The organism is Streptomyces sp. NPDC058796 (assembly GCF_042745235.1).
Classification (GTDB): Bacteria; Actinomycetota; Actinomycetes; order Streptomycetales; family Streptomycetaceae; genus Streptomyces.
The window spans coordinates 114874-133155 of sequence record NZ_JBHYOP010000002.1; the positions used below are offsets into that span (position 1 = coordinate 114874).

An 18282-nucleotide genomic window follows, 5' to 3' on the forward strand; every position below is an offset into this window, starting at 1 on the left:
TACCAGCGGAGGCTGTATGTCACGATAGGGCCCCGGCCCTGTACGAGCCGAAGGAGGAGGCGGCCATGGACGAACGGCATCTTGTGCGCGAACTGATGAAGGCGGTCTCGGAAGAGGCGCATGAGTTCGCGGTCAGACCCCGCTTCCCCGGCATGAAGAAATTCGCGGCCTTCGCATACGTGGCGGAGAGCTTCGGTTACCGCTACCTGGGGCATGCTCCGGGTAATGCGGCGCTGAACAACCCGTACTTCCTGTTCCGGCGCACAGCAGACGCCCGCGAGCGCGCTGCTGCCCTTATGGGGTCCACCCCTTCGGCTCCCGCCCGGAACGCGCTGCCGGGTATGCGGCCGGGTCTCGGTCTGACTCCGGTACCGGAGGCGCGGCGCGAAGTCGATCTGCTGTATTCGCAGATGGTCGTAGATGCCGGCGGCCGGTACAACCCGCGCGTGCTGAGCAACATCCTGATTCTGCCGATTGTTTTGGCGATCTTCCTCATTTTCCCCGGATACACGGTGAGGAACGTTCTCATCGCAGCGGCTGTGTGGGGCGCATTCTTCGTGCTCTACCTTGTCGGTCTCGGTGTGACCCGCCGCAGGCGGAAGAAGCACCTCGCGTGTCTGTCCGCAGCGGGCGTGGAATGGCCTCCGCGAGTCGAAGTGTGAAGATCAGGACGCCTTGCCCGTCGAGCCGGACTTCTTTAGTTCGTCGTAAAGCGCCTGGTCCATTTTGAGAAACTCGTCGGACGCTTTGTTGGCGAACTTGGATACGCCTTTCGTCAACTTGGACAGCTGTCCGAAGCCGTAGTCCCAGGAGTCGGCGAAGTCGTCGCACGCGGACTGCAACCCGGAGTGGCCGACCTGACTGGAGTCAGCCTGCGACATCTGCTTCGACGCCTCCTTCATGCGGCTGCCACTGTTCTCCAAGGTGCGGGCCATCTCCTTGACATCGTCGGAAAAGAACTTCAGGAACGACATGTGCGGATGCTCCGTATGCTGCTCGGCGATTGATCGACTGGGGTTCTTGGCCGTCCCCTCCAGTGGTTCCGGTGAAGACGATGCGCGACTCGAGCGTCTGGCCGCCGTCCTTGTCGTTGTTGCCTTCGACATCGAACTGGGACCCGCCGGGATCCTTGGCGACCGCACTGCCGGCCGTGGCGAGCACGCACGCGGAGGCGAGCAACCCCGCCGTCGTCACGAGTCCGGCCTTCCTCACTGAACGCACGTCTCACTGCCCCGGGCGGACGTACCGTCGGTCGTCTGCCACACACCCTTGTCGTTCTTTTCCAGTCGGGTGTTGTAGAGGACGTAGGAATCGTCTGTGGCCGGAGCCTTGTCGACCTTTCCCGTCTCACGGTCCTTGTTGTAGGCCTTCGTCTCATCGGCGCAGAATGAGACGCCTGCCGACTTGTCGTCGAAGAGTTCGACCTTGGGATTGAAGTACCGGGTCGTGCCGGTGTAGGTGATCCCGGCGTCCAGCCACTTCTGCACCCACTTCACGGACGTGGTGAGAGCCTCGCCTTCGTAGTAGAAGGTCAGGCCGGGGGTGTCTGTCTTGCCCTGCGTGATCGCGTCGTTCATCGCCGTCTGCGCTCGCGCCGCGTCGGAGAGAACGGCGTCCTTGGTCGCGTCACCTGTCTCCCACTTCTCGAAGACGTCCTTGACGCCGTCCGGGAGAACGATGTCAGGACGGTTCGCTGAGTCGGACGCGGCTGCGCTCGGCGCCGAGGCAGAAGGCGAGCTCCCTGTGTCCGCGCCGGCGATCTTCTCGTCCTTGGACTCGTCGCCCTCGCCGCCGCAGGCGGTCAGGAGCAGCACTGCTGTTGCAGCGACCGCGGTGGCGACAGGCGGAGAACGGCGCTTCACAGTGGACTCCCGTGAGACAAAGATTGGGTCAAGTGGTCTGAAGGTAGTCGTGGGGTCATCGCGTTCGCCAGAGCGGACTTCTCGCCTGCGAGACTCTACTGACGGCTTCTTCACCGCTGCGAAACCGCCCTCCCTCAGCCCAGCTTGGCGTTCTGCGCCTTCACGACCGCCGCGGACAGCTTCGCGTCGCTCGGCCTCGCGTTGACCATGGCCATGCCGTCGACGGAGAAGTACACGGCGACCACGTCACCGCTGCGTACGGCCTGGGTGTGCACGGTGTGGGTGGCGTCCCGGAACGTCAGCGTCGCCCGGAAGGCGAGCGACTCGTCACCGGCCTTCGCCACGGGCTGCTCGGCGGACACGGAGTCGTACGCGCTGGTGTTGCCGTTCGCCTTGGCCGTGAAACCGCCGGTGCAGGCGTCCACGGCCTCGGACAGGCCGGCCAGGGCGGGGGCGGCCTTGCCGGACTCGTACGTCGCGAGCATCACGTACGTGAAGGGCTCGTTGAGGGACGAGCTGACGGAACGCGTGACGTCGGCCTGGGGCTCGCCGAGGGGGAGCTGGTTCATCGCGTGGGCGAGCGGAGCGCAGACGGGTTTCTCGACCGTCACCTCCTGCGGCGACTTGGCGAAGGCGAACTCGCTGTTGTCGGAGCTCGCGACGTCCGCGTCATCCACCTTCATGCCGGGGACGTCCGCCTCGGCGATCACCAGCTGCTTCAGCCGCTCTTCCGGTGCCTGCCGCTTCTCCTGCGATGCGGTCGCTGCCGGCTTCTCCGCCGAGTCCGCGTCCGGGCCGGAGTCCCCGCCGCAGGCGGTGAGCGCCGCGAGGGAGAGGACGGACAGGGCGGCGAGGGCTGCCGGGGCGGCGCGCTTCATTGGGGCTCCTTGGCGGTGGGGGTGACGTGGGGGCGGGGGATGAGGTGTGTGGAACGTTTGGTCAGTCGTGCGGGGATTCCGCCAGTTCCCGCAGCTTTGCGGAGAGTTCAGGCACCTTGGCACCAGCTGCCTGCGCCGCCGCGACCTCCTGGACGTAGGCCAGCGCCGCCTCCCGCAACCGCTCCTTCTCCCTGCCCTGCCGACGGCCGATGAGCCAGACGTACACGGCGAGGGGGACCAGGAGCAGGGCGGCGTAGGCGCCGGGTTCGTCCGAGGTGGCGGCCCACATCGCGCCGCAGGCGCTGGCCAGGAAGAGCAGGCAGCCCGTCTCGTCGTGCCAGCCGCCGACGTCGGCCATCGTCTCGTAGGAGCTGACGGCTTCGGGCTTCGGCGGCACGGCGACCGGTGCGGTGACGGGGACGTCCGCCGCGGGGAACGGTGCCGCACCCGGCGGCGCCTCGTCCGGCAGCGGCTCGACCGTCGCGTACGCCGGGATCGGCGCCGCGCCATTGCCACCCCCGGTCGACGACCGGCCCTCCAGCCACGCCGGTACGTGCGTCAGCGGAATGCCGTGTGCGCGGGCCACGCCGAGGACCTCGCGGTAGCCGGCGAGCGGTCCGTCCGTCAGCGCACGCTTCCAGCGGAGGCGCACGTGCACGATCATGGCCACGCCGACGACGAACAGACACCCGGCGGCGCCGAGCGCGGAGAAGAGGTGATCGGCCAGTGCCGGGACCATCGGAACGGCGCACGGCAGGAGCAGGCCGGCCGTCAGCGCCAGCACCCCCAGGGTTGCCGCAGGCCGTCGCTGCTCCGCCGTCAGTGCCCGCCGCCGCTCGGCGAGGAGCACGGTCACCGCGTCGTCGTCGGTGTAGTCGAAGCCGTGACGCGTGCTGATGGCCCGGACCGCCGCCAGGGCTCTGGCGTCGGCGGCCAGCGCTGCCCCGTTCACCGGTAGCAGGCCCATTGTCTTTCCCCCTGTGTGCCGTGCCGGCCCTTCATCAGTCCGAGCGAAGATCATGGCACGGGCCGTCCGTACCTTCGTGAGTGATTCGTGCAGGCATCATGGCCGCACCGTGACGAACAGCACGCGGACGGTGTCCGGCTGCAGCGCGTTCCGATTCGCACGCGCACAGTTGGGCCGGGTGGCTTCCGGGCGGTTCTCAAAAGGGTTGTATGCGCCGGAAGTTGCGGACCGGTAACGGTGTGAGGCCTGAGGTCCGAGAGGGCCGGCGTGCCTTGAGGGGCTTATGTGCGGCTGATACGGTGCGATGGCTTGACACCCGCCTCGCTGCTGGCTATTCGCCCAGGTCGGGCGGGTGCGTCAGGGGTTGTCCCGGGACGCCATCGGTCGGGCGGACACGCGTTAAGTGTCCGAATTTACAGATGATTGCGCGTACTTGAGCGGTGACTGCTGCTCAAGCGAGTGCGCGGCAGACGATTTCTTGGGTGTACGGGGAGCGGTTGCGTGAAGATCCAGGAGCGTACGGGGGCGGGCGCGGGGCGTTCCGCGGCTCCGGCTCAGCCGTCGGTCGGTGACCGGCTTCCCAGTCCTCCTCGCGAGCGCAAACCGGCGCTGGCCGCGCTGGCGGTGCTGCTGATCCTGCTGGGCGCGCTGGGTGCCACGATGCTGGTGCTGCGGGTCGGGGAACGGGTCGAGGTCGTCAAGGTGACGAAGGACATTCCGCCGGGCGGCAAGATCACCGACCAGAACTCCACGATCGTGATGGTCGCGGACGACCCGGGCATCAACTACATCAAGGAATCACAGCTCAAAACCATCCAGACCTACCAGACGGTGACCATGATTCCCGGGGGCACCCTCCCGGTCGGTGAGATGTTCGCCAAGGAGCCCAAGATGCCCGCCGGCAAGGCGTCCGTCGGCGTGGCCCTCAAGGAGGGCCAGTACTACGCGGACATCAAGGGCGGCGACACGGTCGCCGCGTTCCGGGTCGGCTCCCGCGGCACCAGCAGCTCCGACTCCGAGCAGGGCTCCTCCTCGTCGTCCTCCGGGAACGCCCTGATCGCGAACGCCTCGGTGGAGAAGGTCACGGGAGACAGCGACGCCACCGTGAGTACGGGCAGCAAGTCCATCACCCTTCTCGTCGACGAAGCCGACGCGGCCGCCCTCGCCTCGGCGTCCTCCGCCGGCGAGGTGGCCCTCGTGCGCGTCCCCGGCAAGTAGAAGGCGACCAAACCACCCATGGCCCTCATCGCCCTCGCCGCCGACAAGGGTTCCCCCGGCGTCACCACCGCGGCCGTCGCCCTCGCGGCGGTCTGGCCGCGCCGCGTCCTGCTCGCCGAGACCGACCCGGCGGGCGGCGACCTGGTGTACCGGTCCGCCGCCGCGCACGGCGGACCGCTCAACCCCAACACCGGCATGCTGTCGATCGCCGCGACCGCGCGCCGCGGCCTCGTGCCCGACCAGCTCTGGGACCACGTGCAGCCGCTCAGCGGCGGTCTCGAGGTCCTCGTCGGCCTCGGCATCTCCGAGCAGGCCGCCGGTCTCGCCGGCCTGTGGCCCACCCTGGGCCGGGCCTTCGCCTCCCTCGCCGACTCCCCGGACGCGCCCGCCGACGTCATCGCCGACTGCGGCCGCGTCAGCGGTGACTCCCCGGCGACCGAGCTGTTCCCGCACGCCTCGCTCGTCCTCCTGCTCTCCCGTACCGAGCCGGAGGCCATCGCCCGCGTCCGCGACCGCGCCGCGGCCCTCAACAACAAGCTGCACGGCGGCCCGCGCGGCGCCGCGAGCCTCGGCATGCCGCTGATCGGCGTCGTCCTGGTCGCCGACACCAACAACGCCGCCAAGCTGTCGGGCCAGGTCAACGACATGCTGGTGGCCGCCCAGACCGGCGCCCGCGTGGTCGGCACCATCGCGGACGACCCGGCCGGCGCCGACCAGCTGGCCGGGCGCAGGCGCGGCCGGCTGGAGAAGTCGCTGCTCATCCGCTCGGCCCGCAAGGTCACCTCGGACCTGTACCAGCAGTTCGGTGCCGCCTGGTCCATGCCCACCGGTCCCACCGGTCCCGCAGGCACCGGCATGGCCGGCCACGCGGGGGCCGGCCGATGACCGCTGTCGACCACTCGTTGGTCAAGCGGTTCCGGCAGGACGCCGGCGACCGCATCGCCGAGCAGCGTCGCCAGGACCAGGTCAGCGGCGTCACGCCGATGTCCACCGAGGACGAGCGGCAGTACGCGCGCGCCGTCATCGCGCAGATCCTGGAGGAGTACGCCCGCGCCGAGATCAACGCCGGGCGTACGCCGCTGGACGCGGAGACGGAGGAGGCGTACGCCGCCGCCGTGCACGCCGCGCTGTTCGGCGTCGGGCGGCTCCAGCCGCTGCTGGACGACCCCGAGGTCGAGAACATCGACATCAACGGCTGCGACCAGGTCTTCGTCGGCTACTCCGACGGACGGGAGGAGCGCGGCGAGCCGGTCGCCGAGACCGACGAGGAGCTGATCGAGCTGATCCAGATCCTCGGCGCCTACTCAGGCCTCTCCTCCCGCCCGTTCGACTCCGCCAACCCGCAGCTGGACCTGCGCCTGCCGGACGGTTCGCGTCTGTCGGCGGTCATGGACGTCGCCCGCCGCCCCGCGCTCTCCATCCGCCGCGCGCGCATGGGCAAGGTCTTCATCTCCGACCTGGTCGGCAACGGCACGCTCACCCCCGAGCTGGGCCACTTCCTGGCCTGTGCGGTCCGGGCCCGCAAGAACATCATGATCGCGGGCGCGACCAACGCCGGAAAGACGACGCTGCTGCGCGCCCTCGCCAACGAGATCCCGCCCAACGAGCGCCTGATCACCGTCGAGCGCGCCCTGGAGCTGGGCCTGGACACCTTCCCCGACCTGCACCCCAACGTCGTCGCCTTCGAGGAACGGCTGCCCAACTCCGAGGGCCAGGGCACCATCAGCATGGCGGAACTGGTCCGCCGGTCCCTCCGTATGAACCCCTCCCGCGTCATCGTCGGTGAGGTCCTCGGCGACGAGATCGTGACCATGCTCAACGCCATGTCCCAGGGCAACGACGGCTCGCTCTCCACGATCCACGCCAACAGCTCGCACGAGGTCTTCAACCGCATCTCGACGTACGCCCTCCAGGCCGCCGAACGGCTGCCGATCGAGGCCAGCCAGATGCTGGTGGCCGGCGCCGTCAACTTCGTCGTCTTCATCCAGCGGCGCAACAACTTCCACAGCGGCGGACGCCTCCAGCGCATGGTCACCTCCGTCCGCGAGGTGAACGGCGTCGACGGACGCGTGCTCTCCAGCGAGGTCTTCGCCGAGGCCCCCGACGGCCGGGTCGTCCCGCACGCCCCCATCGCCTGCCTGGAGGAACTCATCGCCTACGGCTACCGGCCCAACGGAACGTGGGGGTGACGCACATGACGCACATGACGCACATGACGCACATGACGCACATGGCACACACGACCACGCACGACACCGGCACCGCTCTCGCCGCGCTCGACTCCCTCGGTTCCATGGGCGGCCTGTTCTCCACCACCGTCCTGTACGCGCTCGGCTGCGGCGTCGCCGTCGGCGGCGGCATCGCGCTGCTCATGGTCGCCGTACGCGGTCTGCCCGCCAAGCCCGAGCACGAGAAGCGCCAGGCGGCCGAGCGGGCCGGCGAACTGATCCGCTGGGCGGGTCAGCGCGGCTCCCTCGCGGCCATCGTCGGCCTCGCCGTCCTGCTCGTCACCCGCTGGGCCGTACTGGGCATCGCCGCCGGCGTCCTCGTCTTCTTCTGGGACCGCCTCTTCGGCGGCGCCGCCGAGGAACGCGCCGCCATGAAGCGGGTGGAGGCCCTGGCCTCCTGGACGGAATCCCTGCGCGACACCATCGCCGGCGCGGTCGGACTGGAGCAGGCCATCCCGGCCTCCGCCCGAGCCGCCGCGCCCGTACTCCGCCCCCACCTGGACGCCCTGGTCGACCGGCTGCGCTCGCGCACTCCGCTGCCCGACGCGCTCCAGCACCTCGCCGACGAGATCGACGACGCGTCCGCCGACATCATCGTCGCCGCGCTGATCCTCAACGCGCGGCTGCGCGGCCCGGGTCTGCGCCAGGTCCTCGGCGCGCTCGCCAAGTCGGCGCGCGAGGAGGTCGACATGCGTCAGCGGGTGATGGCCCAGCGCGCCTCGACCCGCCGCTCGGTGCAGATCGTCGTAGCGGTGTCGGTGCTGTTCGTCCTCGGCCTGTCCATCTTCAACCGGGACTTCGTCGAGCCGTACGGCTCACCCGTCGGCCAGCTCGTCCTGGCCTGTGTCTGCGGGCTGTTCGCGCTGGGCTTCTGGTGGCTGCGCAAGCTGTCGACCATCGAGACCCCGGAACGCTTCCTGGTCCGAGACGGCTCGGACGTCCAGTTCGTGCGCCCCCGTACGCCGGGCCAGCCGGCGCAGGGGGCCGCTCAGCCGGTGGCCCAGACCGCGCAGCGCCTGCCGCAACCGTCCCAGCAGTCGCAGGCGTCTGGGGACGAGGGGGTACGACGATGAACCTGACGATGCCGGTCCTGGTCGGCGCTGTCCTCGGCCTGGGCGTCTACGCCCTGGTCCGCGCGCTGATGCCGAGCAGGCGGAGCCCGGTCCAGCAGGTCGCCCGTATCGACGCGATGCGGGCGCGCGGGACGGCGTACGAGTCGTCGTCGCGCACGGCGAAGGACACCGGCCGCCTGGGCACACTGCGTGCCCAGGTCGGTGCCCGTGTCGCCGAGCTGTACCTGCAGCAGGGCTGGGAGCTGCGCTCGCTGCGCGCCGACCTGGCGGTGCTGGACCGCAGCTGGGAGAAGTTCCTGGCGACGAAGACGCTGCTGGCCGTGGGCGGCCTGTTCTTCGGCCCCTTCCTCTTCGCGATCGTGTGGCAGCTCGGGTTCGGCGACAGTCCGATCATCCCGGTCTGGCTGGCCCTGCTCTGCGCCGCGCTCTTCTTCTTCCTCCCCGACCTGGAGGTACGCCGGGACGCCGCCGAGAAGCGCCGTGACCTGCGGCGCGTGATCGGCGCGTACCTGGACCTGGTCTCCATGAGCCTGGCCGGCGGCCGGGGCCTGCCCGAGGCCCTGATGGCGGCGGCGGAGGTGTCGGACGGCTGGGCCACCCACCGCATCCGCAACGCCCTGGCCGACGCCCGCATCACGGGCATCAGCCAGTGGCAGGCGCTCGGCCAGCTCGGCGAGGACCTGGGCGTCGAGGAGCTCAAGGACCTCGCCGCCTCCCTCGCCCTGGTGGCCGACGACGGCGCCAAGGTCCGTGAGTCCCTCGCCTCCCGCGCCGAGACCATGCGGCACCGCGAACTCGCCGAGATCGAGGGCAGCGCGGGCGAGAAGTCCCAGTCGATGCTCGTGGCCCAGCTCCTGCTGTGCGCCGGGTTCCTGGTGTTCCTGATCTATCCGGCGGCTATGCGGGTGTTTCAGGTGTGACGCGGCTTACCAGCTCCAGAGGCTCCAGGAGCTGTACGTGCTCCAGAGACTTCCAAGGCTCCGGAGCGGCTTCGCTTCCAGAAACTGATACGAGAGGACAGAACCCACCATGAACGGACGGAACTTCCGCACCGGCACCACGGGCGTCGTGCCCGTGGACTTCCTGATCACCTTCTTCAAGGCCCGCGTGGAGCGCGCCCGCTCCGGCGAACTGGACCGCGGCGCTTCCGCGGTCGAGTGGGTCATCATCTCCGCGGTCGTCGTGGCGATCGTCGGGGTCGTGGCCGCGATCATCACGCAGGCGCTGGACGACGGGGCCAACAAGGTCGGCGACTGCATCCGGGGCGCCAACGCGAACGGCACCTGCTGACCGCGCGAACGGGGACGACGGGGACGACGGGGACGACGGGGATGCCGGGGAAACCGGGGATGCCGGGCAGCATGCTGAGACGGGTGCGCCGCAGAGTGGAGACCGCGCGTGAAGCGGCGGTCACCCGCGGCGATTCCGGCATGACCGCGATCGAGTTCGTGCTGCTCACCCCGGTCCTGTTCTTCATGATCTTCGCGACGGTGCAGTTCGGGCTGTACTTCTTCGCCGACCACGTGGCACAGGCGGCGGCCCAGGCGGGCGCGCGCAAGGCCCGTGCGACGGCCGACGCCCAGCCCGGCGCCTGGCGCGGCGAGGCACGGGACGTGGTGGACAGCTACATCAGCCAGCTGGGTCCCCAGCTGGTCATCGCACCGGACGTGAAGATGCTCCAGCCGGAACAGGACACGGTCGGCGTGGAGATCACGGCACGCATCCCGACGGTGTTCCCGGGACTGGACCTGACGGTGCACGCGGAGTCGATGGGGCCGGTGGAGCGCTTCGTCGAGGACGGGGGGAACTAGATGCGTGTCTCCCTGCGGGCTCTCGCACCGACGGCGCTCGAAGGCCGCCGTCGGGTGTCGGCGGACGACGACGGTCTGTCCACCATCGAGGTGGTCATCCTCGCCCCGGTGATGATCCTCTTCATCCTGGTCCTGGTGGCCTTCGGCCAGCTGGTCGACGGCCGCGGCGCCCTCGACGGCGCGGCCCGGGACGCGGCACGCGCGGGCTCGATCCAGAAGGACCACGGCACGGCGATCGCCGAGGCGAAGAGGGCCGCCGAGGCCAACCTGGGCGGTGTGTGCTCCGGCCCGGTCTCGGTCGTCCAGAAGAGCGCGGGCTTCGAGCCCGACACCCTCTTCACGGTGGAGGTCAGCTGCGAGGTACGCGGCCTGGCGATGATCGGCCTCGACATCCCCACCAGGCTGTCGGCGACCTTCAGCTCCCCGCTGGACCCGTACCGGAGGACGGCGTGAGATCCCTCGTACGCGGCAGGATCGCGCACCTGCGCGCCCACCTGGACGACCGTGGCTCGGGTGCCGGCGCGGTCATCATCTTCGCCCTGGTCTTCCTCGCCCTCTCGGCCTTCGTCATCGACGGCGGCATGTCCATCTCCAAGCGGGAGCGCGCCGCGGACATCGCCGAGCAGGCCGCCCGCTACGCCGCCCAGGACATCGACCGCGAGGCCCTCTACGACGACGTGGGCGGCCCCGCCCCCATCAATTACGAGAACTGCGACGCGAGGGTCAAGGCCTTCGCCGCCGAGATGGACATGACCGGCGCGGACATCGCCGGGACGCACTGCGTGGTGGCCGACGCGGAGCAGGTGCAGGTCGAGGTGCAGCTCACCTACTCCCCGGTCTTCACGGGGATGTTCTACAGCGGTGACGTGGTCGTCCACGGGCAGGCGGTGGCGGAGAACGAGGTGGGCTGACCGCACGCCGCCCCGCTTCCGCCCCTCGCTTCCATCCCCCCACCAACGGAGGTACGACTCTCATGCGCACACACCCGACCATCGCCGCCGCCGCCCTGACGGCAGCGGTCACCCTGCTCCTCTCCGGCTGCGGAGGCTCGGACTCCGAGGACTCCGGCAAGGACAAGATCGCGGGGGCTGACACGGGGGCTTCGGCGTCCCCTTCGCCGTCCCCGTCGGTGAGCGAGGACGGCGTCGACCGTCCGGAGATCAAGCTGCCGTCGGACGTGAAGAACGTCTTCGAGGGCGGCTCGACGGGTGATCCGGTCAAGGACGCGGTGCTGGCCGACAACGAGCGGATGATCAACTCGATCGACGAGGCGATCACCGTGGATGCCGAGGAACACCCGGCCCTGAAGTTCTACAGCAAGGACAACGCACTGATCGCGGCCGCGTCTTACGTCCAGTCCTTCTACGAAGCTGGCACGACCTGGACCGGGTCCACCCGGTACTACGACCGCGAGGTCACCCTGAGCGGTGAGAACGCGGCCACCGTGACGTACTGCGGTGACGAGACGAAGTCGTACAGCAAGGACCGCAAGACCAAGGAGGTCAAGAAGACGCCCGGCGACGCGGACGATTACGTCTCGTACAGCGCGCGCGTGCAGAAGAACGCCGACGGCGTCTGGCAGACCACCAACGTGGTCTCGGAGCGAGGAGCGGAGAAGTGCCAGCCGTGAACCGTCAGCGTCGGCACGTTTCCGTAGTCGCTGCGCTCGTCATCCCGATTGTCCTGGTCCCGACGGCTGCTCAGGCCGGAGGCAAGACGGAAGACGGGAGCAGCCTGGGCAATTCCAAGGGGAACCTCCAAGGCAAGAACATCACGGTGGAGACGAGGATCCGTACGACGGTCAACGGGACCCCCAGCACCGGCAAGACGGGCAACCTCTCGTCGGCCGACAGCAACTGGACGCCACCGGCGTGCTGGTACGAACCCGCCTTTTCGCCCAAGGAGATCCAAGCCACCGTCAAGGCATGGCGGGGTATCAGCGGGTTGCCGCTCATCGGGAGCGTGGGCGACTTCGTGGGCGACATGTTGGACCAGCGTTACAAGGAGGGGCAGCCGTACAAGAACTACAACCTCGACAAGCAGGGCGAGGGCATGTTCTGGGCGGCTGCGATCAATCCGAACCGCAAGGACGATCCGGAGGCCATGGAGTGTGACAAGCCGCCGTTCTGGGTGGACAACGGGGTCACACCGCCCGAGCCGCTCGCGGTCTCGCCCCAGATCCTCGCCGAGTACGCCTACGACGAACTCCCCGTCCCCGGCACCGAGATCGAGATGAAGCCGGCCGGAGCCACGAAGGTGAACCTCCCCACCTGGATCTGGCTCGACGAGGCCAGGTTCAAGAAGATCTCCGTCACCGCGAGCCTCCCCGGCACGGGCCTTTCCGCCACCACCACCGCCGAGCCCGTCTCCCTGCACATCGACCCGGGCACCGCCGACGCCCGCACCTACCCCGCCTCCGGCGACTGCGAGATCAACGCCGACGGCAGCATCGGGGAGCCGTACGCGGACGGCAAGGCGAACGACACCCCGCCCTGCGGCGTCACCTACCTCCGTGCCTCCGGCTCCGACGGCGCGTACGCCTTGCGGGCGACCGTCACCTGGAAGATCTCGTGGACCAGCACCACGGGCGAGGGCGGCGACCTCCCGGACGGCACGTTCGGCGCGACGCAGGACGTGACGGCGCAGGAGATCCAGTCGGTGAACCGCTGAGGGTCTGGTCCCTCACCGCGTCTGCGAAGGAGCCCTCGGTCCGCTCGCCCCGGGCAGTACCCATGACCACTGAGGGCTCCTCACGCCCGCCAGTCCAGGCCCTCAGCCGAAGTACTTGCGGATCTCTGGCGGCAAGGCCCCCTGCCTGGGCCGCTGAGAAGCCGGATCAGCGGCCAGTGGGACGAAGCGGTCGCCGGTACGCGTCCCGTGGAAGACCTCGTCGCGGAGGTCGAGCCGGACGTCGCCCGAGGGCACCCGGGCAGAGAAAGCCACCGTCCGCTCCCCACGCGCCTACTTCTCGCCACCGCCGCCCCGCTTGTCCTCCGTCTTCACCGAGCCGCTGACCTTCTTGGCGAGGTCGTCGTCGAGTTTCTTGAACTCCCGGACCACGGCGTCCGACATGTCGGCGAGGGCGTCGAGCTGCTGGGTGATGTCCTCGCGGCCGTCCTCCCAGTTGGACTCGAAGTCGCCGAGGGCGTCGTTGACGCTGCCGTCGCCGATGTCGTCCTTGTACGACTCGAAGAGCTTCTTGGTGTGGTTCAGCCGCGTCTTCAGCGACCGCAGCCGGCGCCCGTAGTCCTCCATCTCGGAGAGCGGCAGCGCGAGGTCGCTCTTGCCCTTGCCCATGGCCCGAAGCCCCCAACTGTCAGACGAAACGGAAGGTGCTGGTCACCGCGTCGAAGATGTCGTGGAACGCCTCGGCGAGATCCAGTACCGGGCTGGCCCCGGAGACGAGGACGACCTGGTCGGCGGTTCCCGGGACGGGAATGTACGTCTGGGTCAGCACCATGCGCAGCGTACGACTGTCACCCTGGGCCACGGGCACGTCCTCGACACCGTACGTCCGCGCCGCCGTGCCGACTCCGGGGATGTCCACGGTCGTGACCGTGCGCCAGGCGTCCCCGTCACGGCGAGGGGTGATCGTACGCAGACTCTCGGCGATGGCCCGTGGGTCGGTGGAGAGGACCACGCCCTGTTCGTTCTTGGCGCCGAGGACGGACACGGTGACGGTCGCGGAGAGCGGCACGCCGTCGAAGTTCTCGGCCATGCAGCCCAGATAGACGGCACCGGAGTCGTACGCGTCCTTCGCCATCTTGCGGAGCATGGCGGTCAGTTCGGTCCGGTACGGGGCCAGCTCGGGCAACTCGCGGACGCGCTCGTCGACGAGGCCGCGGATGGTCGCCTCCCGGCCTTCCGGACGGATGTCGAACTCCCACCACGTGTCGGGGACCGCAAGCGACACACCGACGGGGGCCGGTGCCGCCGGGGGGTGCGTTTCCTCGTCGGGGTCAGGTGCGGGAGCGCGGTGAGAGCCGTCTGCCTCGGGCAGCCAGTCCCACGCCTCCTCGGAGCGTTCGGACGGGACTGCGCTGGTGGTGAAGGACAGCGGAAGGCCCAGAGCCGCCACGCGCGACAGACTGTGCGGTGAGACGGGGACGCGGGCGCGTCCGTCCACGTGACCGCTCAGGTCGATCTGCACCGTCAGCCCGGACTCCCTGAGCGACTGGATGCTCCGCAGCCTGCCGGAGACAAGGCCGACCAGTTCGTCCAGCGCCCCGTCGAGGCCCTGACCGGGCCGGGCGGTGACCTGGACCGCCCACACTCCCTCGCCCGGGCGGAAGCGGGAAGCCACCGTCGGCTCACGGGTGAGTGACGGGGTGATACCGAGCGTTCGGGTGACGTCCTGCGGGGCCAGGTCCCTACCGGAGATGAGCAGAGCCGCTGTCGGGCTGTCCCACGAAGGGGCCGAGATCGTCATCATTCTCGCTATCGGTCACTTGTGCTCGGAGAAATGGTGAGTGGCACGTTCAGGGCGGCCATTCGGGAGACCACATCAGGAGTCAGCGTAAAGCTGCTGCCGTTTCCCACGAAGCCTGTGACGCTGATCGTGATCTCATACCCTTGTGCGGCCAGGCGATTGATGCCGGAGGAGTAGGGTTCGATTTGTGCGAGCAGTTCCAAAAATTGCTCGTTCACCCCTCCCGCATACCTTTTGTGCACGGCCAGCGACCAGACGCCTTCCTGGGGCCGACCGGCCTGCCGACTGTCCGCGTCCGGGGCGGACAACGAGGTCGGGGGCGTCCGGATCACCTCTGTGAGAAGGGAAGGGTCGAGGTCGGCCTTGCGGACGACCAACTGCACGCCCGTTTCCGCCCAGGTACCTTCCTCGTGGTCCCACTGCATTCGCCCGGCTCCTTCAGAAGATCTCACGGCACGCCGCCCAGTGTACGTTCCCCATACCGGGCTGGAGCAGCTCGTCCAGCCTGGTCCGTTCAGCAACGGTGACCGAGTTCTCGAATACGCTGAAGGAGCCGCCCCCGCTGCCTGCCGGAGCAGCCAGCGTGTAATTGGGAATGACGTCTCCGGACCGAGCCACTTGCAGCGCTTCTCCCGGATAAACGCCGGCCTCTACGGTGAGTCCGTCCAGGCCGCCGAGCCGGTCTCCGTGTTCCACATAGAACGACATGGACGTGCCTTCCGGTATTCGGATGGTGCCCGCGCCCTCTTCCAGGAAGCCGTGCCCGGCCAGTACCGTCTCATCGGTCCTTCCGCCCTGGAAGACCCGAGTCGCGTAGTAGTGGCCCTGATCGGACGTGTAAACCTTCTTCGAGAGCTGCGGATTCAGCTGGATCAGGGCTTGCTTGATCTGGTCCATCGAGGGGAGAGCGCCCCCGGAACCCCTCGACGTCGCCTTGTTCAGCCATGATCCGTCGAGGCCGCGGAAGATGTTCCGGGTCCCCGCTCCCATGCCGCGCAGCCCGTCGGCGAGGTTCTTCAGGCCACCGCCGATGCCGCCCATGAACCCGGCGCCGAGCGCCTTCAGTCCGCCCGCCTTCCACAGCTTGCCGAGCTTCGCCAGGCTCGTGATGCCCTTGGTCGCGGGTATGCAGTCCAGTGCCGCCCATAGGAGGTCGCCCCAGCCGGCCTCGCCTTTGATGACCTTTCTTATCGTGTCGGCCATCACGACCAGGGCCGCCGCGAACACCAGCCACCCCAGCGGGCCGCCCACGATCATCACGATGATCCCGACGACGGCCACGACCCACTTGCAGACGGTGACGATCTCGTCCCAGTGGTCGGAGACCCAGTCGCCGATCTCCTCCCACCAGTGCCGGTTCGGGATACCGGCGTCCGACGCCTCCTGAAGCTTGGTCACCGTCCGGCGCGCGGCGTCCTCGCGCAGCCCCATGGCCTGGGCGGCGAGCTTCTTGGCCGCGTCCAGGGCGTCCTTCGCGTTCTCGACGTTCCGCTCGGCCGCCACCTGGCGGGCCTTCGCGTGCTGGGCGTCGCGGGTGGCCCGCCGTACGTCGGCCTCGTCGGGCTTGGGGACGTCCTTGCCGCCGTTTTTCGCGGGGGCGTAGGAGTCCACCTTCTCGGCAGCGGTGCGGACCCAGTCGTTCGCTCCCGACAACGCCGTCTGGGCGGCGGTGAGTTCGTCGCGCGCCTTACGGCCGTCGCGCAGGGCTTTGTCGGCCTTTTCCTGGGCGTCCTGGAGGTCGGGCCAGAAGCTTGCCAGCGCGTCGCCTGCCAGGCCGTACGACTTCTTCAGTTTCCGGAGCTTCTTCGGGGCGTCCTCGAACTCCTCGGCGAACACGTCCGCCGTCTTGCCCGCCCAAGAGAGGATCTCGTCCTCCTTGGCTATGCCCTTGAGGTCTCGGAGGGCCTCCGCCACGTCATCGGCGAAGTCGTGCAGGGTGCCGGCGAGTTTGCGTATGCGCTGCGGGTCGCCCGGGGCCGGGTCCTTCTCCAGGTCGAGTACGTGCCAGTCCGTCGGCCTGTGCGACACCGTGGTCTCCCCGTGCACGTGCGATGCCTACTGCTTGGAACGTGCGTATGAACTTATCGCACGGGTGGGGAGGGTCAGTGGGATGCCGTTTTGAGGTTATGGACGAGTGCGGTGAAGGCTTCGAGCGGGACGGTCAGTGTGCCCTGGGAGGGGGCCTTCGAGTCGCGTATCGCGACGCGGGTGGCGAGGGGGGCTATCTCCACGCAGGTGTTGCCGTCGCCGCCCTCGGAGTAGGAGGACTTTCGCCAGTCGGTGGGTCCGGTCACGCCGCGAGCCTCACAGTTCCTTCGCCAGCTGATGGATGAAGTCCCGCGTCCGGGCGGGGTCGAGTGCAGCCTTCTTCACTTTACGGAACAGGACCCGGAAGCGATCGAGCTGGGACTCGGCATCGAGGAAGGCGGTGCCGCTGGGGGAGTCGCGAAGTACGGTGTCCAGGCGTGGCAGCGGCCCGCCCACATGCATCATGGCGGCGCTGGCACCGGCGAAATGATCCGTGTCGAACGGGACGACTCGTACCGTGACGTGCTCCCTGTCCGTCTCGTCCAGAATCCTCTGCAGTTGGGTACGAGTTACCTTGCGGTCGCCTACGCGGATGCGCAGCGCGGCTTCGTGAACGACGGTCTCGTACGGGACCGGTGGGACACGCTCGATGACCGCACGGCGCCTCAGTCGGTGCTCGACACGCGGAGTCAGCTCGCTGTCGGGCAGTTCCGGGACCATGTAGCCGAAGACCGCGCGAGCGTAGTCCGGGGTCTGCAGCAGGCCGGGCACGTGCGTGATCACGACCTCGTGCAGGAATGTCGCGTGGTGTTCCACTTCGGCGACGTCGAGGAAGACCGGGGGAAGGACACCCCGGAACTCCTCCCACCAGCCGTGGGTGCGCTCGGTGGCCATCGTTGCCAGGGCGTCGACCAGGGTGTCGTCGGCGCAGGCGTAGTGAGTGGCCAGTCTGCGCACGCGCTCCTCGCTCACTCCGGCGAAGCCGGCCTCGACCTGGCTCATCTGGGCCGAAGTCGAGCTGAGCAGCCCCGCCACTTCACGGGCTTTCAGCCCTGCAGCCTCTCGCAGTCTGCGTAGCTCCGTACCCAGGCGCACCTGCCGCGCCGTCGGTCGACTTCTGGGCGCCACGCGACCCCACCCCCTCCCAACTCGCCCCTCGGCTGTACCGCTTACGGGGTCAGATTAAGGCAACGGCTTGCGGTGGGAAAAATTTTTGCTCTACCGTCGGTGACACGCTGGACACGCTGAGCGGTCATCGGTGCCGGAAGTGCACCGCCTCCCCATGCCGTGGCGAGGCGGCGATGCCACCGGCCAAATTTCCCTTCACTTGATCGGAGTTCACCCATGCCTGAAGCCCTGCCGACCGACCCGGCCGCCCCCTGGGAGTACACCCTCTACATCCCGAACGACCTCCGCGCGGTCACCGTCTCCCGCCGCACCCTCCGCCTGATCCTCACCATGCATGGCCTCATCCGCCTCGTGGACACCGCCGAACTACTCGCCACCGAGCTGGTCTCCAACGCCGTACGCCACACGAAGGGACCCGCCGCGCTGCGGGTGCGGTGGGCGGCCGGCGTGCTGCGGGTGGGGGCGTGGGACGCCGACCCCGAACCGCCCGAACCGCCGGGGAAGTGGGCGTCGCTCGCCGAGGCGGAGGAGGGGCGGGGGCTCGCGCTGGTGCGGGCGTGCGCCGACGTGTGGGGGTGGCACCCGCTGGCCAGGGGCGGGAACCGGGGCAAGTACGTGTGGTGTGACCTCGTCGCGGCATAGCGCGTTGATCGCCGTGAG

24 protein-coding genes are annotated in these 18282 nt (G+C 68.9%); 13 read left to right on the plus strand and 11 right to left on the minus strand.

Features of this window, described 5'->3' with window-relative positions; translation table 11 throughout:
- The first annotated feature begins 65 nt into the window (after nt 1–65).
- Nucleotides 66–662, plus strand: coding sequence for a hypothetical protein (locus ACFW47_RS05720; protein WP_386304929.1), 597 nt, complete (start codon nt 66–68; stop codon nt 660–662).
- Nucleotides 663–665: 3 nt separating this feature from the next.
- Here the strand turns inward: ACFW47_RS05720 and ACFW47_RS05725 are convergent, their stop codons facing one another.
- From ACFW47_RS05725 to ACFW47_RS05740, 4 genes are all read right to left on the minus strand, one after another.
- Nucleotides 666–974: a hypothetical protein gene (locus ACFW47_RS05725; RefSeq protein WP_386304931.1), complete on the minus strand. Its 309-nt coding sequence runs from the start codon at nt 972–974 to the stop codon at nt 666–668.
- A 234-nt stretch (nt 975–1208) separates the two neighbouring features.
- A complete protein-coding gene (locus tag ACFW47_RS05730; RefSeq protein WP_386304933.1) occupies nt 1209–1862 on the minus strand; it encodes a hypothetical protein in 654 nt (217 codons plus the stop codon).
- A 134-nt stretch (nt 1863–1996) separates the two neighbouring features.
- On the minus strand, nt 1997–2740 hold the full coding sequence (locus ACFW47_RS05735; RefSeq protein ID WP_386304935.1) for a hypothetical protein: 744 nt from the start codon (nt 2738–2740) through the stop codon (nt 1997–1999).
- A 61-nt stretch (nt 2741–2801) separates the two neighbouring features.
- Nucleotides 2802–3707 carry a hypothetical protein gene (locus tag ACFW47_RS05740; protein ID WP_386304937.1) on the minus strand — a complete coding sequence of 302 codons (906 nt, stop codon included), beginning with the start codon at nt 3705–3707 and terminating at the stop codon, nt 2802–2804.
- 501 nt (nt 3708–4208) lie between these two features.
- Here ACFW47_RS05740 and ACFW47_RS05745 point away from each other — a divergent pair.
- The 11 genes from ACFW47_RS05745 to ACFW47_RS05795 all read left to right on the plus strand — a co-directional run bounded on the left by ACFW47_RS05745 (nt 4209) and on the right by ACFW47_RS05795 (nt 12707).
- Nucleotides 4209–4925, plus strand: a complete 717-nt coding sequence (locus tag ACFW47_RS05745; RefSeq protein WP_386281818.1) for a hypothetical protein — start codon at nt 4209–4211, stop codon at nt 4923–4925.
- Between the two features lie 18 nt (nt 4926–4943).
- Complete coding sequence (locus ACFW47_RS05750; protein WP_386281816.1) at nt 4944–5810, plus strand: hypothetical protein; 867 nt, start codon at nt 4944–4946, stop codon at nt 5808–5810.
- Nucleotides 5807–7114: a CpaF family protein gene (locus ACFW47_RS05755; protein ID WP_386281813.1), complete on the plus strand. Its 1308-nt coding sequence runs from the start codon at nt 5807–5809 to the stop codon at nt 7112–7114. Before ACFW47_RS05750 ends, ACFW47_RS05755 begins: the two co-directional genes overlap by 4 nt.
- A 104-nt stretch (nt 7115–7218) precedes the next feature.
- Nucleotides 7219–8226, plus strand: coding sequence for a type II secretion system F family protein (locus ACFW47_RS05760; protein ID WP_386305227.1), 1008 nt, complete (start codon nt 7219–7221; stop codon nt 8224–8226).
- Nucleotides 8223–9146, plus strand: coding sequence for a type II secretion system F family protein (locus ACFW47_RS05765; RefSeq protein ID WP_386281811.1), 924 nt, complete (start codon nt 8223–8225; stop codon nt 9144–9146). Before ACFW47_RS05760 ends, ACFW47_RS05765 begins: the two co-directional genes overlap by 4 nt.
- A gap of 109 nt (nt 9147–9255) precedes the next feature.
- Nucleotides 9256–9516 (plus strand): hypothetical protein, encoded by a 261-nt coding sequence (locus ACFW47_RS05770; RefSeq protein WP_386281809.1) that lies wholly within the window; start codon nt 9256–9258, stop codon nt 9514–9516.
- A 59-nt stretch (nt 9517–9575) separates the two neighbouring features.
- Complete coding sequence (locus ACFW47_RS05775; protein ID WP_386281807.1) at nt 9576–10037, plus strand: TadE family protein; 462 nt, start codon at nt 9576–9578, stop codon at nt 10035–10037.
- Nucleotides 10038–10490 (plus strand): TadE/TadG family type IV pilus assembly protein, encoded by a 453-nt coding sequence (locus tag ACFW47_RS05780; protein WP_386281805.1) that lies wholly within the window; start codon nt 10038–10040, stop codon nt 10488–10490. It abuts the gene before it with no gap.
- Nucleotides 10487–10948 carry a TadE/TadG family type IV pilus assembly protein gene (locus ACFW47_RS05785; RefSeq protein ID WP_386281803.1) on the plus strand — a complete coding sequence of 154 codons (462 nt, stop codon included), beginning with the start codon at nt 10487–10489 and terminating at the stop codon, nt 10946–10948. Before ACFW47_RS05780 ends, ACFW47_RS05785 begins: the two co-directional genes overlap by 4 nt.
- A 62-nt stretch (nt 10949–11010) precedes the next feature.
- Nucleotides 11011–11667, plus strand: a complete 657-nt coding sequence (locus tag ACFW47_RS05790; protein WP_386304939.1) for a hypothetical protein — start codon at nt 11011–11013, stop codon at nt 11665–11667.
- Between the two features lie 146 nt (nt 11668–11813).
- Nucleotides 11814–12707 carry a hypothetical protein gene (locus tag ACFW47_RS05795; protein ID WP_386304941.1) on the plus strand — a complete coding sequence of 298 codons (894 nt, stop codon included), beginning with the start codon at nt 11814–11816 and terminating at the stop codon, nt 12705–12707.
- A gap of 102 nt (nt 12708–12809) precedes the next feature.
- Here the strand turns inward: ACFW47_RS05795 and ACFW47_RS05800 are convergent, their stop codons facing one another.
- The 7 genes from ACFW47_RS05800 to ACFW47_RS05830 all read right to left on the minus strand — a co-directional run bounded on the left by ACFW47_RS05800 (nt 12810) and on the right by ACFW47_RS05830 (nt 17622).
- Nucleotides 12810–12980: a hypothetical protein gene (locus tag ACFW47_RS05800; RefSeq protein ID WP_386281797.1), complete on the minus strand. Its 171-nt coding sequence runs from the start codon at nt 12978–12980 to the stop codon at nt 12810–12812.
- An 18-nt stretch (nt 12981–12998) separates the two neighbouring features.
- Entirely contained in the window at nt 12999–13334 is a 336-nt protein-coding gene (locus ACFW47_RS05805) for a hypothetical protein (RefSeq protein ID WP_386281795.1), read from the minus strand.
- Nucleotides 13335–13353: 19 nt separating this feature from the next.
- Complete coding sequence (locus ACFW47_RS05810) at nt 13354–13812, minus strand: hypothetical protein (protein WP_386305228.1); 459 nt, start codon at nt 13810–13812, stop codon at nt 13354–13356.
- Nucleotides 13813–14474: 662 nt separating this feature from the next.
- Entirely contained in the window at nt 14475–14891 is a 417-nt protein-coding gene (locus ACFW47_RS05815; RefSeq protein WP_386304943.1) for a DUF4279 domain-containing protein, read from the minus strand.
- Nucleotides 14892–14904: 13 nt separating this feature from the next.
- A complete protein-coding gene (locus ACFW47_RS05820; protein ID WP_386304945.1) occupies nt 14905–16494 on the minus strand; it encodes a putative adhesin in 1590 nt (529 codons plus the stop codon).
- A 74-nt stretch (nt 16495–16568) separates the two neighbouring features.
- Nucleotides 16569–16760: a DUF397 domain-containing protein gene (locus ACFW47_RS05825; RefSeq protein ID WP_386304947.1), complete on the minus strand. Its 192-nt coding sequence runs from the start codon at nt 16758–16760 to the stop codon at nt 16569–16571.
- Nucleotides 16761–16770: 10 nt separating this feature from the next.
- Nucleotides 16771–17622, minus strand: a complete 852-nt coding sequence (locus ACFW47_RS05830; protein ID WP_386281784.1) for a helix-turn-helix domain-containing protein — start codon at nt 17620–17622, stop codon at nt 16771–16773.
- Nucleotides 17623–17838: 216 nt separating this feature from the next.
- Between ACFW47_RS05830 and ACFW47_RS05835 the strand changes: the two genes are divergently transcribed.
- Nucleotides 17839–18264, plus strand: coding sequence for an ATP-binding protein (locus ACFW47_RS05835; protein WP_386281781.1), 426 nt, complete (start codon nt 17839–17841; stop codon nt 18262–18264).
- The last annotated feature ends 18 nt before the right edge of the window (nt 18265–18282 follow it).

Bases quoted from the DNA above. Each gene is read 5' to 3' on its own strand.
- ACFW47_RS05720 (WP_386304929.1), top strand. From the start codon at position 66: ATGGACGAACGGCATCTTGTGCGCGAACTGATGAAGGCGGTCTCGGAA.
- ACFW47_RS05725 (WP_386304931.1), bottom strand. From the start codon at position 974: ATGTCGTTCCTGAAGTTCTTTTCCGACGATGTCAAGGAGATGGCCCGC.
- ACFW47_RS05735 (WP_386304935.1), bottom strand. From the start codon at position 2,740: ATGAAGCGCGCCGCCCCGGCAGCCCTCGCCGCCCTGTCCGTCCTCTCC.
- ACFW47_RS05740 (WP_386304937.1), bottom strand. From the start codon at position 3,707: ATGGGCCTGCTACCGGTGAACGGGGCAGCGCTGGCCGCCGACGCCAGA.
- ACFW47_RS05750 (WP_386281816.1), top strand. From the start codon at position 4,944: ATGGCCCTCATCGCCCTCGCCGCCGACAAGGGTTCCCCCGGCGTCACC.
- ACFW47_RS05755 (WP_386281813.1), top strand. From the start codon at position 5,807: ATGACCGCTGTCGACCACTCGTTGGTCAAGCGGTTCCGGCAGGACGCC.
- ACFW47_RS05760 (WP_386305227.1), top strand. From the start codon at position 7,219: ATGGGCGGCCTGTTCTCCACCACCGTCCTGTACGCGCTCGGCTGCGGC.
- ACFW47_RS05765 (WP_386281811.1), top strand. From the start codon at position 8,223: ATGAACCTGACGATGCCGGTCCTGGTCGGCGCTGTCCTCGGCCTGGGC.
- ACFW47_RS05770 (WP_386281809.1), top strand. From the start codon at position 9,256: ATGAACGGACGGAACTTCCGCACCGGCACCACGGGCGTCGTGCCCGTG.
- ACFW47_RS05775 (WP_386281807.1), top strand. From the start codon at position 9,576: ATGCCGGGCAGCATGCTGAGACGGGTGCGCCGCAGAGTGGAGACCGCG.
- ACFW47_RS05780 (WP_386281805.1), top strand. From the start codon at position 10,038: ATGCGTGTCTCCCTGCGGGCTCTCGCACCGACGGCGCTCGAAGGCCGC.
- ACFW47_RS05790 (WP_386304939.1), top strand. From the start codon at position 11,011: ATGCGCACACACCCGACCATCGCCGCCGCCGCCCTGACGGCAGCGGTC.
- ACFW47_RS05805 (WP_386281795.1), bottom strand. From the start codon at position 13,334: ATGGGCAAGGGCAAGAGCGACCTCGCGCTGCCGCTCTCCGAGATGGAG.
- ACFW47_RS05810 (WP_386305228.1), bottom strand. From the start codon at position 13,812: ATGCTCCGCAAGATGGCGAAGGACGCGTACGACTCCGGTGCCGTCTAT.
- ACFW47_RS05815 (WP_386304943.1), bottom strand. From the start codon at position 14,891: ATGCAGTGGGACCACGAGGAAGGTACCTGGGCGGAAACGGGCGTGCAG.
- ACFW47_RS05835 (WP_386281781.1), top strand. From the start codon at position 17,839: ATGCCTGAAGCCCTGCCGACCGACCCGGCCGCCCCCTGGGAGTACACC.